Genomic DNA, 14,937 nt, shown 5'->3' with positions numbered 1-14,937 from the left:
CCTTAGTCTTTTACCTTAGCTACTTTTTTAATACTGTACGCCATTTTTAAATCTTCAAGTACATTTACTGCTTCTTCAACATAAACATCTTGACTCAGGCTTTTATACCATCTTTCTCGTTTTTCTTGCAAGTTAGTTGTATCGCTTTCGAACAACTGCTTTTCAAAACTTGTAGGTGAAAAAGTTAAATTAGTTTTATAACTAGAAATCGCATCAAAACGTTTCGATTCCTCTTCATTCAATTCAAGTTGCTTTTTGTATATATCGTAATTTAAAGAAAACTCAGTTTCGTCTATCTGGCTTTTTACCCACTTAGCATTCTCTTCAATCAACTTTAATTGGTTGTTACTACTCATACGTTCATTACTTTTACTAATGGCACTGTCATAATCAAAATAGTTGTCCCAAGTTTGGTAATTTACAGGAGCAATCTCATCATAGGGTAACGGATTATCTTTCTCTTTTTCTCCTACCTCAATAAACGTAAAACGTCCTGGTACTTGCACATCACTCTTTACGCCTTCCAGTTGCACTGAGCCCCCATTAATCCTGTAATATTTCTGAATAGTATAAGCTAAAGCGCCTAAATCTCCAGCGGTATTATTCCTTACAATGGTGTTTAAAGGAAAAACGGTTTGTACTGTACCCTTACCGTAGGTTTGTTTACTACCAATCACTATGGCACGCTTGTAATCTTGCATAGCAGCTGCTAAAATTTCTGAAGCAGATGCTGAGAGTTCGTTTACCAAAATAACCATAGGACCATCCCAAGTGATAGACTTGTCAGTATCTGACAATACTTGCTTTGGAGCGCCCGTTGAACGCACTTGCACTACAGGACCTTCCTTGATAAATAAACCGGCCATATCAACTACAGCTGGTAATGAACCGCCTCCATTATTTCGTAAATCTAAGATTAAACCTTCCATCCCTTCCGCTTTTAAACGCTCTATTTCCTTTTTAACATCAATAGCTGCATTTAAATTTTCATAATCTTCAAAATCCACATAAAATCTTGGTAGATTAATGATGCCAAATTTCTTGTTATCTTTTTCAATTAAAGATGCCTTTGCGTAAGTTTCTCCTAACTCTACCACATCCCTTGTTATAGTTACGTCTTCTATAGTACCATCTACTTTCTTAATTGTAAGTATCACTTTTGTGCCTTTTGGGCCTTTTATATATTCAATGGCGTCGCTAATTCGCATACCTACAATATCAATGGCTGCTTCCTCATTTTCTTGCCTCACCTTTAAAATTACATCCTCAACTTCAATTAACTGACTTCTCCATGCAGGACCACCAGAAATTAACTCAACTACTTTAATATAATCCATACTCTTAGTCAACCTAGCTCCTATGCCTTCTAATTTTCCAGACATTTGTGTATCAAAGCCTTCTTTATCACGCGGCGCTAGATAATATGTGTGCGGATCGAACTCCTCGACAATAGCGTTTACGTACATTGAGAACCATTCTTCTCGTGTTAAATCGTTTAAAACATCGTTGAATAAGTGGTCCATAGAGCGAAGTGCCGCATCACGAGCCTCTTTTTCAATAGTTTCTTTAGATTTCATTTCATATGAAGCATCGTTCTCTTTGGCTTGTTTTTCTTGCTCCAACAAATCATCATAATTGGACAGTGTAGAAAACTTTAATTGCTTTCTCCAACGCTCTCTCATGCCATCCTTATTACTCACAAAATCAATCTTATCATAATCGGTATCAAAAGTTTCATCAATAGCATAATTAAAAGGTTTAGAGAGCACATCTTTATATATGGTCTTTGTTTCTTCAATTCGCTTAATCAATCGATCGTGCACAACATTGAAGAATGTAATATCGTAAGCCTTCAATTGGTCATCAATAGAAGTCTTATACTTTTCAAACTCCTTATAATCAGATTTATAGAAATAACGCTTTCCTGGGTCTACACGCTCAATGTAGGCGTCGAACAAGTCTTCAGAGAACGCATCGTTCATTTTAATAGGATCAAAATGCCAATTCTGCAACACATAAGTTATTACTTGAATTAATAATTTGTCCTTATCGGTATCGTCAAATGTTTTTGAAGTAAAGCTACACGAGGCAAAAGCCAACAACAGCACTAATAGTAAAACCTTATAATTCTTTTTCATCATATCTTTCATAGACTAAATAAAAGCTTTTTAATTCGTTTATCAATTCACTAAATTACTGAAAAAACCGTGCCATTGAACGGATGAGCCGCTAATTTTTTGTTAAAGCAAACAAAACAGGGCTTTGCATAAGAAATTATGTATTTTAGCATCACTTAAAATGAAGCTAATTTTATTTTGAAAAAACCTTTGATTTTAGTTACGAATGATGACGGTATTACCGCCCCTGGCATACGCAAATTAATAGAAGTTATGCTTAGTATTGGTGACGTAGTTGTGGTAGCGCCTGATAGTCCACAAAGTGCAAAAGGGCATGCGATTACCGTAGATTCAACCTTATATGTAGAACAAATTGAAGTACCCCATAACACCCATTTGGAATATACTTGCTCTGGAACACCTGCCGATTGCGTTAAATTGGCAGTTCGTGAAATTTTAGACAGACGTCCAGATATTTGTGTCTCTGGAATTAACCACGGTTCAAACTCATCTATAAACGTGATTTATTCGGGTACCATGAGTGCTGCTATTGAAGCTGGTATTGAAGGTATTCCTGCCGTTGGGTTTTCTTTATTAAATTATAAATGGAGTGCAAAGTTTGATGCTTGTAAAACTTTTGTGAAAACTGTTACTAAAAACGTGTTACAGCATGGGTTACAGGAAGGTGTTGTACTAAATGTAAACATTCCTGATATTCCAGAAAAAAACATAAAGGGGATAAAAGTATGCCGACAAGCACGTGCGAATTGGGTTGAAGCATTTGACAAACGTAAAACCCCTTCTGGGAGAGATTATTATTGGCTCACGGGTAAGTTTGTAAATTTAGATGGTGGCGAAGACACCGACGAATGGGCCTTAGAAAACGGCTATGTTTCTGTAGTTCCTGTTCAGTTTGATCTTACTGCACATCATTTTATTCAAGACCTAAATACCTGGGATTTATAATAAAACTGAACGTATACAGATGAAAAAAGAAATTGGAATAGGAATTTTAGTAGGTTTAATTGCCAATGCCATAGGCCTGTTTATTACGGCGCAAATTTTAGGTAATGGGGATGACTTTATGACGGTTTTAAAATCCGCCTACACTGAAGGGTTTTTAGGAAAACTGATTAGTTTAGGCGCTGTATTAAACCTTATCGCGTTTTTTGTTTTTATAAAGAAAAAGCAAGATTATCGTGCTAGGGGCGTGTTGCTCATCACCGTATTTATTGCAGTATTTACCTTTGTAATTAAGTTATTTTAAATGAAGTACTACATTCTTGCTGGGGAAGCCTCTGGAGATTTACACGGCTCCAACCTTATAAAAGCACTACGTAAGGTTGATAGTAATGCTGATATTAGATGTTGGGGTGGCGACTTGATGCAAGACGCTGGCGGACACCTAGTAAAACACTACAAAGAGCGTGCTTTTATGGGGTTTTCTGAAGTATTGATGAACCTAAGGAAAATCTTCAAGCTTATTTCTTTTTGTAAAAGCGATATTGCAAACTTTAAACCAGATGTAGTGGTTTTTATCGATAATTCTGGATTTAATTTACGCATTGCAAAGTGGGCAAAGGCTAGCGGTTTTAAAACCAATTACTACATTTCACCTCAAGTTTGGGCCTCTAGAGCAAGCAGGGTAAAAGCCATTCAACGCGATATTGACAAAATGTTTGTGATTTTGCCTTTTGTAAAACCTTTTTATAAATCGTATGGTTATGACGTAGAATTTGTGGGGCATCCACTAATTGATGCCATAGCCAACCGAACACAAGTAAATCCGAAATTATTTAGAAAAACCCATAACCTAAGTGAGAAACCTATAATTGCACTACTTCCTGGAAGTAGAAAGCAGGAAATTACTAAAATGCTTAGCGTGATGTTGAGTATTATAAACGATTTTCCAGCATATCAATTTGTAATCGCAGGCGCACCGAGTCAGGATTTAGAGTTCTACCAATCATTCATAAAGCATAATGATGTTAAATTTATTTCGAACAAAACCTATGATTTACTGAGTGTCTCTTATGCGGCTTTGGTAACCTCTGGCACTGCAACTTTAGAAACGGCCTTATTTAAAGTCCCACAAGTAGTTTGCTATAAAGGAAGTACCATTTCATATCATATCGCAAAACGCATCATCACTTTAAAGTTTATTTCGCTAGTAAACCTAGTAATGGACAAAGAAGTTGTTACGGAGTTAATTCAAAATGATTTCAACAAAAAACGTTTGAAAAAGGAATTGGAACATATTTTGGATGATGATAAGCGTAGTACAATGTTTTCGGATTATTATGAGCTAGAACAAAAACTAGGCGGAAAAGGAGCCAGTGAAAAAACAGCTAAATTGATATATAACGCCCTAAAATCCTAGTTTTTTCATGAGACGATTTTTAGTTCTAGTTTCTTTAATGGTAATGTTAGTTAACTGTAAATCCACTAAACGTCAAAAGGTAGTTACCAAAAAATCAAAAGTAGAGCAAAGGGATATTACCAGAACTGGTAAAACTACCAAAGCCAATCTTAAAAATGGTTCTACCTCTTCTCAAATCGTTAATTATTCGAAACAATTTTTAGGCACACGCTACAAATGGGGTGGCACTACCAAAAAAGGTATGGATTGTTCTGGCTTAGTATACGAATCGTTTAAAGCACATCAAGTTTATCTCCCCAGAATTTCAAGAGATATGGCCAAAAAAGGGAATAAAATACCCTTAAAAGAAACACTTAAAGGAGATTTGCTTTTCTTTAAAACAGGAAAAAACAGAAGGAATTCGATTAACCACGTTGGTCTTGTTGTTGAAATAAAAAACAATGCCATTTATTTTATTCATGCCACAACCTCTAAAGGTGTTTTAATCTCATCATTAAATGAAGACTACTGGAAGTCCGCATTTGCTGAAGTACGTCGCGTGTTGTAGTTATTTAGTAAATTAGGCTATAATGAAACTTCTAAACTTCACCATAATAAAACTCACGTGCTTTTTTATTGTAGGCATTATTTTTGGATTTTATTTTGAAATTGATTTAGCCATATCCATTACTTTAGCGTTTGTTTGTTTAATTACCCTATTCATCATATATCTCTTGACGAAACGCCAATTTAAACAGCATATTTGGTTTGGATTAGTCTCTTTTTTAAGTATGATATCTATAGGTATTCTCACTGTGAATCTTCACAATCAAAAAAACCTGCCAAACCACTATTCACATTATATCTCTGAAGACTTAAATGCATTACATACCGTAACGTTTAAGGTGCGGGAAGTGCTTAAACCAGGGAATTTCTATGATAAATATGTTATTGACATTTTTAAAATTGACGACACTAAAGCCGTTGGGAAATCACTCTTAAACATTGAAAAGGATAGTACCGCCCCAAGCCTAAAAGTTGATGATTTCTTTGTAGCACGAACCAATTTTAAAAACTTGATTCACCCTTTAAATCCCGGGCAATTTGATTATAAAGATTATCTAAAAAAGAAGTATATCTATCATCAATTATTTGTTGAAAGCCCGTTGCTTTTAAAGTTAAAAGCGGATAAAACAACACTGTTTGGCATAGCAAATAGCATTAGAGAACACGTAAACACCAAACTAAAACCTTATAATTTCAAACCGGACGAACGCGCTATAGTCAATGCGCTTTTACTTGGGCAGCGCCAAGATATTAGTGAGGAAGTGTACACCAGTTATACCAACGCTGGCGCCATACATATTCTGGCCGTTTCAGGATTACATGTGGGGATTATTTTACTCATTTTAAGTTTTGCACTTAAACCACTAGAGCATTTTAAACACGGTAAACTTATAAAAACTATTCTTTTGGTTTTAATGCTGTGGGGTTTTGCGATTATTGCAGGATTATCTGCATCTGTTACTAGAGCAGTAACCATGTTTAGTATTGTAGCTATTGGTATGAATTTAAATAGGCCTACAAATATTTATAACACCCTCTCCATTTCCATATTAGTTATTCTCTTAGTAAAACCCTTGTTTTTATTTGATGTTGGTTTTCAATTGAGTTATTTGGCGGTTTTTTCTATCGTTACTATCGATCCATTACTTTATAAACTATGGCAACCTAAAAACTGGCTTTTAGATAAATATTGGCATACGTTTACCATTACCATAGCTGCACAGTTTGGAATTATTCCTGTAAGCCTCTATTATTTTCATCAGTTCCCAGGGCTTTTCTTTGCGTCTAACTTGGTAATTATTCCATTATTGGGCATCATATTAGCATTTGGGGTAATAGTTATTCTACTTTCTGTAATAAATCTCCTTCCATATTTTTTAGCTTCATTTTTTGGATACATCATCAGCAGTATGAATAATTTTATAAGTTGGATATCCAAACAAGAAGCCTTTTTGTTTAAGGACATTCCATTTGGCATTTTACATGTTTTAGCTTTCTATGGATTAATTATCACGTTTTTCAAATGGACTTTCAGAAAGAACTTTACTAATTTAAAACATGCCCTAGTTGCAATTATTTTAGTGCAGTGTACTTTTATTTATACTGAATATTCTAAACCAGAAGAACAGTTTATTATATTTCATAAAAGTAGATTTTCTTTAATTGGTAATGTAAATGATAATACCGTAAAATTCGCGCATGACTTTGATAGTATAACTGCTATAAAAAGTACAATTATTCGAGATTATACAGTTGAGGAGCACCTACAAAGCGAACTGCAAAACAATATACATTCGGTATATAGTTTAAAACAAAACAACATTTTAATTATAGATAGCTTGGGCATTTACAACATTGATACTTTTAAACCAGACTATGTTTTACTAAGGCAGTCTCCAAAAATAAATTTAAACAGACTCATAGACACATTACACCCCAAACAAATTATAGCTGATGGTAGTAATTATAAATCCTATATAGAGCGTTGGGAAGCCATCTGTAAAAAAAGAAAACTCCCTTTTCACCAAACTAGCAAAAAGGGAGCTTTTATTATAAAGTATTAACTAGTTAACCTTCAAACTCTGGTTTAAAAGATTTGTAGTATGCGTTAAAATCGTCTTGGGTTTTAATACTCTTATGATCGTCATTCTTAAACAACTTGAGGTATAATTCCAATTGTTTAGGCTGCTGATACCCGCGTATTGGAGCAATAACTTCGGCATTTTCATCAAAAAACACAATAGTAGGGTACGCACTTACTTGTAAATATCTCGCAAGTTCATGAGCACTATTGCGTGTTTTGGCACGTGACGCATTATAGTTAGGATTAGAAAATGTTTTGTCCTTGTATGTTACAACATCATTCCCTTCGCCATTAAACTTAACGGCATAGAAGTTTTTATTAACATACTCTACCACGTCTGCATTGTGAAAGGTGTTTTTATCTAACATTTTACAGGGTCCACACCACACCGTATAAACATCCATCATAATCTTTTTTGGGGTTTTCTTTTGAAGTTCAATTGCCTCCTCTAGCGACACCCAATTTATTTCCTGAGCTACTCCTGAAACAGACGTTGCAAGAGCTATTACAGCGATAACTACAAATTTTTTCATAATCGATTTGTTGCAAATGACATGCCTAACTTACAAAAAAAGCTCCTAAACAGGAGCTTTTTGAATATTTTTTAACGCTTTTTTCGATTAACGTACACCGTGCATTAGTTTTTTAAGCAACGGATGCAACAATAAAGAGACAAACCCTAATCCAATTGGTATAAGTGTAAATATCAAAAAGAAAAAGGATAGACCGTGCTCCTCAGTAATCTTTTCAATATCACCGCCAACATAGTGAGCTAATTTATTTCCAATTGCGATTGCCAAATAATAAACACCAAACATAAAAGCTACCATCCTGCCGGGAACCAGCTTACTCAAATAAGATAATCCCATTGGACTCAAACACATTTCTCCTAACGTATGGAATAAATACGCAAAAACTAACCAAGCCATACTTAAACTAGCTGTTTTAGTTCCAAGAGGAACATCTTTAGCTCCAAATGCTAAAAAACCAAATCCGATACCTAGAAGGGCAAGCCCTAGAAAGTACTTCACTGATGCTGGCGGATTATATTTACTATCCCACCATTTCGTGAAGAGCGGTGCAAACATTATTATAAATAGAGAGTTTAAAATGGCAAACCAAGTAATCGGTACTTCAGTTTCTGTAGATTGAAATTCAATATATAACTTATATCCAACTATAGCCCAAACTATAACAAAACTAAACCCCAGAATAATATTTGACACTCCTATTCTATTGAAAGTCTTCCTAAATAAACTTATTAGTACATAAGTAATTACACAAAGCGGAACCACTGTTACAATTAAATCAATAATTTTAAACGTTGTTGCTGCCCCGCCTTCTAAGATTCTATTGGTATAATCTCTTGTATAAATTGGCAAAGATCCTGCAGCTTGCTCGAATGCTGCCCAGAAAAATATTGTGAATAAACAAAATATTGAGAAGGCTATCATCCTATCTCTTTCAATCTTAACATATCGAGGTATCCTAACAATTAGCAATAAAACAAACGTTATGGCTGCTAACAAAGCAAAGAACAAAGAATTTGGCATTCCAGCCACGGTAAAATTAAAGGTATATATATTCCCTATTTTACTTAAAGGATCATTAATAATAAATATAAGTGCTGAAATAGTAAATACTCCAATTAAAATATAATCCACAGTTAAAAACTTATTTAACTTAACACCAGCGCGAGAAACTAACGGAGCATTATTTGTTAAACCGTCTATTAAATCGACATTTTCATTTTTGGGTTTTGCCCCAATATCTCCAAATAGCGCTTGTGCATATTGAAATTGCAACATTCCCAGTAGCATAAAAATCCCTGCAAGACCAAAGCCATAACTCCAACCAATTTTTTCACCTACCCAACCACAGAGCATAATACCAATAAATGCACCTGCATTAACACCCATATAAAAAATGTTATATGCCCCATCTTTCTTTTCATCATGTCCTTCATACATCTTAGATATTATAGAGGTCATATTAGGTTTAAAAAATCCATTTCCCACAATTAAAAATGCGATTCCTATATATAAAAATGTAGGCGTTTCTATAGCCATAGAAGCATGCCCTAAGGTCATTAACAGCGCCCCAATTACCACCGCCATTCTATAACCAATTTTATTATCGGCTAACCAACCTCCAACTAAAGGTGTTAAATACACCAACATTGCATAAGTGCCTAAAAGTGATAGTGCCGCTTCCGATGTCCATTCCCATCCAGGATTATCGCCTATAAGTGCCCCTGTTAAAAATATGACTAAAATGGCGCGCATTCCATAATATGAAAAACGCTCCCACATCTCGGTGAAAAACAGAACAAATAATCCTGACGGATGTCCTAATACTTTATCTTCAAAAAAATGATCGGTTGAGTTTTGTGCCATGACTATTTAGTTTAGATAATTAATTGTTAATTTCTGGATCAGCTAATTCATACCCTTCGGTTTCATCAAAATCCATTTCTCTTTCGTTGTCTTCTGCCCCATGAGTTAATTTTTCTAATTGTTTTCTAAATACCATGACTAACAATCCAAAGACCACACAGAAAATAGCTATTCCTGTGAAGATGGTAAACTCACCCAAACTTTCGGATGCCTCGCCTAACAATCCTGCCAGTTTATTCCCAAAACCAGTCATAGCAAAATAGACTCCCATCATTAAAGATGCATATTTTACAGGTGCTAATTTAGTTATATATGATAGCGCAACTGGTGATATGCATAATTCTCCAACCGTATGAAATAAATATGCTAAAACTAGCCAATACATAGCAGAAGCACCAGTATTTTCAAATTCAATAGACGCAGCCGTCATAAAGAAAAAACCTGTTCCCATAATAATAAGACCGACTATCATTTTAAATAACGAAGTAGAAATTTTTCCTTTTAGTTTTCTGTTAGCCCAATACAATGCTACAGTAGTTCCTAAAAATATAATAAACATTGCATTTAAAGATTGAAACCAAGACGCTGGAACTTCCCATCCTAAAAGCATCCTGTTAGTGTTTTCTTTCGCATAGATATTCATTAAACCTCCAGCCTGCTCAAAAGCACCCCAAAAAACAATGACTAATAAAAAGGAAACAAACAGTACAACAACTCTGTCTTTTTCCATCTTAGTTAATGGTCTATTCATTGCTTCTTTTTCTTCCTGATTTTCAGAATTCCCTAAGAAATTACCAACGTGCTTTAGGTGCTTTTGTCCTATCACATATTGCAGCAAACCAAGCGCCATACCTATTCCAGCTAAACCAAAACCATAATGCCAACCATGAACCTCACCTACATACCCAACTATAAGGCTGGATAAGAATGCACCAACATTTATTCCAATATAAAAAATAGTAAATCCTTTGTCTCTTCTGATATCGCCTTGTCTGTATAAGCCTCCTACCATTGTTGAGATATTTGGTTTCAGCATACCAACTCCAGCAATAATTAAACCTAAACCAGTATAGAATGCCCACATTTGTTCAATTGCCAAAACGCTATGACCAAATACTAAAAGTATCCCTCCATACAGGACGGATTTTTTCTGTCCAAAAATCTTATCGGCTATCCAACCTCCTGGTATAGAAGCAACATATACCAACATGGTATACCAACCATATAAGGCTAAAGCATCGCCATTAGACCAGCCCAAACCAGGATTAGTGTCAGTTGTGGCTTGCACTAAATAAAGTACAAGAATTGCACGCATTCCATAATACGAGAAACGCTCCCACATTTCTGTAAAGAAAAGCACGTATAGCCCTACTGGATGTCCAAATAATTCTTTTTGTTTTAAGGTATCTGCATTCGCCATAAATATGTTTGATTAGTTAGTAATTATCCTTTCATATTAGATTCAACCACTTCTTCTTTGGGTTGCTCCTTTTTGTCACCTAGCGTTTCGTTGATAAAGCTAGTCATTTTTTTGTAGAGGTGTAATCTGGTATTTCCTCCGTAGATACTATGATTCTTATCTGGGTACATTGCCCATTCAAATTGCTTATTGGCTTGCACCAAAGCTTCTACCAAACGCATACTGTTTTGTACATGTACATTATCATCGGCTGTCCCGTGCACCAATAAAAAGTCTCCTTTTAATTTATCGACATGGTTTATTGGAGAGTTTTCATCATAACCTTCAGGATTGTTTTGTGGTGTTCCCAAATAGCGTTCTGTATAAATTGTATCATAAAAACGCCAACTTGTTACAGGTGCTACTGCAATGGCCATTTTAAAAACATCATTACCCTTAAACAAACAGTTGCTACTCATAAAACCACCGAAACTCCATCCCCAAATGCCTATTCTATCAGCATCAATATATGGTAATGCCCCTAATTGTTTGGCTGCTTGAATTTGGTCCTGAACTTCATATTTACCTAAATCATTTTGTGTAATTTTTTTAAACGCTGCACCCTTAAAACCTGTACCTCTGCCATCAATGCACACCACAACATAGCCTTGTTGCGCCAACATCTGATACCAATAATCGTCCGTACTGTTCCAACTATTGGCGACGGATTGTGAACCTGGGCCTGAATACTGCGTCATAAAAAGAGGATACGCCTTCGATTCGTCAAAATCAGCAGGTTTTATCATCCACATATTTAAATCGTTACCATTAACGTTTATGGTACTGAACTCTTTTTTCGAAGTTGTATAATCTGATAGGTTTTGAGACAATTTATCATTGTCTTTTATACTCTTAATTAGATTTCCAGAAGCAGCACTATTCAATGTATACTCAGGTGGTGTGGTAGCACTAGAAAATGTATTAATGAAATATGAAAAGTCGGCACTAAATGAAGCGTTGTTAGTGCCATTGGTTTTTGTTAAACGTTTTTTATTACGTCCGTTTAGCTTCACGCTATATACATCTCGATTAATAGAACCGTTCTCGGTAGATTGGTAAAAAATAGTATTACTATCGTCGTTATAGCCATAGTAATTAGTGACTTCCCAATTGCCTTTGGTAACTTGGTTTTTTAATTCTCCTGTTTTAGAATAATGGTAAATATGGTTGTAGCCATCTTTTTCACTCGTCCAAATAAAACTATTATCATTCAAAAAGGTTAGGTTATCCGTTATATTAATATAGGCCTTATCTTTTTCTGCCAATACTAATTTAGATGAATTGTCTTCAGCATTAACAAACCATAAATCCAATTCATTTTGATTACGATTCATATACTGCGCACTTAAAACATCGGCATCATTCGTCCATTGTATTCTTGGAATATAAAAATCACTATACACCTTACCCACTTCAACATCAATTACCTCATCATCTTGCAAATCATAAATATGCAAAGACACGTCTGAATTCTTCTCACCAGCTTTAGGATATTTAAATACCTGTTGTGTTGGGTATAGAGCTTTACCGTACATATCCATTGAAAATTCTGGAACTTCAGTTTCGTCAAATCGTATAAATGCAATTTTATTACTTGCTGTATTCCAATCAAAAGCGCGTACTACGGCAAATTCTTCCTCATATACCCAATCGGTAATACCGTTGATTATTTTGTTCTTTTCACCATCAAAAGTAATTTGTTTTGTAGTATTGGCTGCTAAATCCTTCACATACATATTATTATTTAAGGCATAGGCGATTTTAGAGCCATCTGGTGAAAAGGTAGGCTCTTGTATTTTCTCGTCAGCAACTTTTCTAATGCTTTTAGTATTAACATTATAAACGTAGTAATACCCTAAAGATGAGCGTCTGTAAATAGATTCTTCTTCCGTAACTAAAAGTACTTTCTGCTCATCTTCACTAAAAGTGTAGTCTGTAAAATAATTAAGTTCAGGAATATCCGATGAAGACACCAAGGTTGCTATCTTACTCAAAGTTTCATAATCATAAATATCAACTGATGTAGAACGTGTTGCCCGATCAAAATTTAAAACCGAATATTGTTGTCCGTTTTTCATGGAATGCAGCACGTCTATTCGTTCGGTCCTAAACGCACCACTCCAAATATCTTCTAGGGTAATTTCCTTAGTTTGCGCCGTTAGTGAAAGAGAAATAAAAAGACCAATACACAAGGAAAATTTTAAGTATTTCATAAATATATTTCTGTCGTACTATATGATAATTCAGCTTCTATTTATATGTATTTCATTAAAAACAAATTACAAATTATAGACGTTTTGCTGTAAAAACCACTCAATTTATAAAGCGATTTCAAGTTTACTAAAAATTATGTAATTAACCGAAATTATTAACAGTTAAATAACGCTAGATACTTAGTTGTTCAATTTTCGTAACAAGAGTAGTATCTTTGCACTTCAAAAGCATGTAAATATGGGTAAAACGATTTCTGGGTTTTCTAAACTTTCTAAGTCTGAAAAAATTGATTGGATAGTGAACAGTTACTTCCCTAACACTAAAAATACAAAACAGATTTTAAAGCAATATTGGAATTCTAACGACAAGCTACAGCAACTACACGATGAATTTATAGAAAACACCATAACTAATTATTATTTACCCTTAGGTGTTGCTCCAAACTTTCTAATAAATAATAAAACCTATACCATACCCATGGCCATTGAGGAAAGTTCGGTGGTGGCTGCAGCAAGTAAAGCCGCTAAGTTTTGGCTGGATCGTGGTGGATTTAAAGCGGAAGTAATCTCCACTAAAAAAATTGGTCAGGTACATTTTAAGTTTTATGGAAATCACGAACATTTAGAGGCGTATTTCACCCATATAAAATCAAAATTGATAGCAGATGCTAAATCTATCACCGCTAACATGGAAAAACGTGGAGGAGGTATTTTGGATATTGAATTACGCGATAAAACCACCGCCATCGAAGGTTATTACCAATTGCATGCTTCATTTGAAACCCTTGATGCTATGGGTGCAAATTTTATTAATTCGTGTTTAGAGCAATTTGCAAAGACCTTTAAAAATGAAGCGTTACGTTTTAATGGTTTTTCTTCTGAAGAGAAAGATATTGATATTATAATGAGTATTTTATCAAATTATGTTCCTGAATGTTTAGTAAGAGCGGAAGTAAGTTGCCCTGTAGATCAGTTAACCGAAAACCATAAGATTACTGGTGCAGCTTTTGCCAAAAAGTTTGTAGAAGCGGTTAGAATAGCCGAGGTTGAACCCTACCGTGCGGTAACCCACAATAAAGGGATTATGAACGGTATTGATGCCGTGGTTTTGGCAACGGGTAACGATTTTAGAGCTATTGAAGCCGGAGTACATGCCTATGCTTCACGGAATGGAACCTACAGCAGTTTATCTCATGCTGAAGTTAATGATGGGGTTTTTACATTTTGGATGGAAATACCACTGGCCCTAGGAACGGTTGGTGGCTTAACAGGCCTACATCCTTTGGTAAAATTAGCTTTAGAATTGTTGGGAAAACCATCCGCTAAGGAATTAATGCAAATTGTTGCTGTGGCTGGTTTAGCTCAAAATTTTGCAGCATTGCGTTCTTTAACCACAACGGGGATTCAACAAGGCCACATGAAAATGCATTTGATGAATATTTTAAATCAGTTTGAAGCGACCCCATCAGAAAAAGAAAAATTAATTGCGCATTTTAAAACAGAAACTGTCACTCATAGCGCAGTAGTGCAGGCATTAGAGAAATTGAGAAGTTAAAATTAACACCAACATAGGTGCCTGAGGCACTCGAAGGCACACCTAAAATGACTAAAGCTTACGTTTACATATTGGAATGCTCTGATGGCAGTTACTATACTGGAAGTACTATTGACTTAGAAAAAAGGCTAAATCAACATCACAGTGGTTTAGGTGCTAATCATAAAAAAAAAGATTACCAGTAACTT

The 14,937-nt window shown here is 35.0% G+C and carries 12 protein-coding genes; 7 read left to right on the top strand and 5 right to left on the bottom strand.

What is annotated here, in order from left to right; all coding sequences use genetic code 11:
- Positions 1–2: 2 nt before the first annotated feature.
- Positions 3–2,138, bottom strand: coding sequence for a carboxy terminal-processing peptidase (locus tag BMY39_RS04855; protein WP_092577683.1), 2,136 nt, complete (start codon positions 2,136–2,138; stop codon positions 3–5).
- Between the two features lie 174 nt (positions 2,139–2,312).
- On the opposite strand from BMY39_RS04855, the gene surE reads away from it, so the two are divergent.
- From surE to BMY39_RS04830, 5 genes are read left to right on the top strand one after another with little or no spacing between them, the layout of a single operon-like run.
- The gene (gene surE / locus BMY39_RS04850; RefSeq protein WP_092576317.1) at positions 2,313–3,083 is read left to right on the top strand and encodes a 5'/3'-nucleotidase SurE; all 771 of its coding nucleotides are present in this window, start codon (positions 2,313–2,315) and stop codon (positions 3,081–3,083) included.
- A gap of 19 nt (positions 3,084–3,102) precedes the next feature.
- Positions 3,103–3,384, top strand: coding sequence for a hypothetical protein (locus tag BMY39_RS04845; protein WP_092576314.1), 282 nt, complete (start codon positions 3,103–3,105; stop codon positions 3,382–3,384).
- Positions 3,385–4,497 (top strand): lipid-A-disaccharide synthase, encoded by a 1,113-nt coding sequence (gene lpxB, locus BMY39_RS04840; protein WP_092576308.1) that lies wholly within the window; start codon positions 3,385–3,387, stop codon positions 4,495–4,497.
- Positions 4,498–4,504: 7 nt separating this feature from the next.
- Entirely contained in the window at positions 4,505–5,044 is a 540-nt protein-coding gene (locus tag BMY39_RS04835; RefSeq protein ID WP_092576305.1) for a C40 family peptidase, read from the top strand.
- Between the two features lie 22 nt (positions 5,045–5,066).
- Positions 5,067–7,106, top strand: a complete 2,040-nt coding sequence (locus tag BMY39_RS04830) for a ComEC/Rec2 family competence protein (RefSeq protein ID WP_092576303.1) — start codon at positions 5,067–5,069, stop codon at positions 7,104–7,106.
- Between the two features lie 4 nt (positions 7,107–7,110).
- Here the strand turns inward: BMY39_RS04830 and BMY39_RS04825 are convergent, their stop codons facing one another.
- The 4 genes from BMY39_RS04825 to BMY39_RS04810 form a co-directional block, all read right to left on the bottom strand.
- Positions 7,111–7,659 carry a thioredoxin family protein gene (locus BMY39_RS04825; protein WP_092576300.1) on the bottom strand — a complete coding sequence of 183 codons (549 nt, stop codon included), beginning with the start codon at positions 7,657–7,659 and terminating at the stop codon, positions 7,111–7,113.
- Positions 7,660–7,746: 87 nt separating this feature from the next.
- Positions 7,747–9,522 (bottom strand): peptide MFS transporter, encoded by a 1,776-nt coding sequence (locus tag BMY39_RS04820; RefSeq protein WP_092576297.1) that lies wholly within the window; start codon positions 9,520–9,522, stop codon positions 7,747–7,749.
- Between the two features lie 19 nt (positions 9,523–9,541).
- Positions 9,542–10,942: a peptide MFS transporter gene (locus tag BMY39_RS04815; RefSeq protein ID WP_092576294.1), complete on the bottom strand. Its 1,401-nt coding sequence runs from the start codon at positions 10,940–10,942 to the stop codon at positions 9,542–9,544.
- Positions 10,943–10,965: 23 nt separating this feature from the next.
- Entirely contained in the window at positions 10,966–13,194 is a 2,229-nt protein-coding gene (locus tag BMY39_RS04810) for a S9 family peptidase (RefSeq protein ID WP_092576291.1), read from the bottom strand.
- Between the two features lie 238 nt (positions 13,195–13,432).
- On the opposite strand from BMY39_RS04810, the gene BMY39_RS04805 reads away from it, so the two are divergent.
- Both BMY39_RS04805 and BMY39_RS15345 read left to right on the top strand, forming a co-directional pair.
- Entirely contained in the window at positions 13,433–14,749 is a 1,317-nt protein-coding gene (locus tag BMY39_RS04805) for a hydroxymethylglutaryl-CoA reductase, degradative (protein WP_092576288.1), read from the top strand.
- Positions 14,750–14,766: 17 nt separating this feature from the next.
- Positions 14,767–14,934: a GIY-YIG nuclease family protein gene (locus BMY39_RS15345; RefSeq protein WP_317039323.1), complete on the top strand. Its 168-nt coding sequence runs from the start codon at positions 14,767–14,769 to the stop codon at positions 14,932–14,934.
- Positions 14,935–14,937 lie beyond the last annotated feature (3 nt).

The sequence above is a fragment of the Hyunsoonleella jejuensis genome (genome assembly GCF_900111025.1).
Lineage (GTDB): Bacteria > Bacteroidota > Bacteroidia > Flavobacteriales > Flavobacteriaceae > Jejuia > Jejuia jejuensis.
The sequence above is the reverse complement of the archived record's forward strand: the minus strand, read 5'-3'. Positions and strand labels throughout refer to the sequence as shown.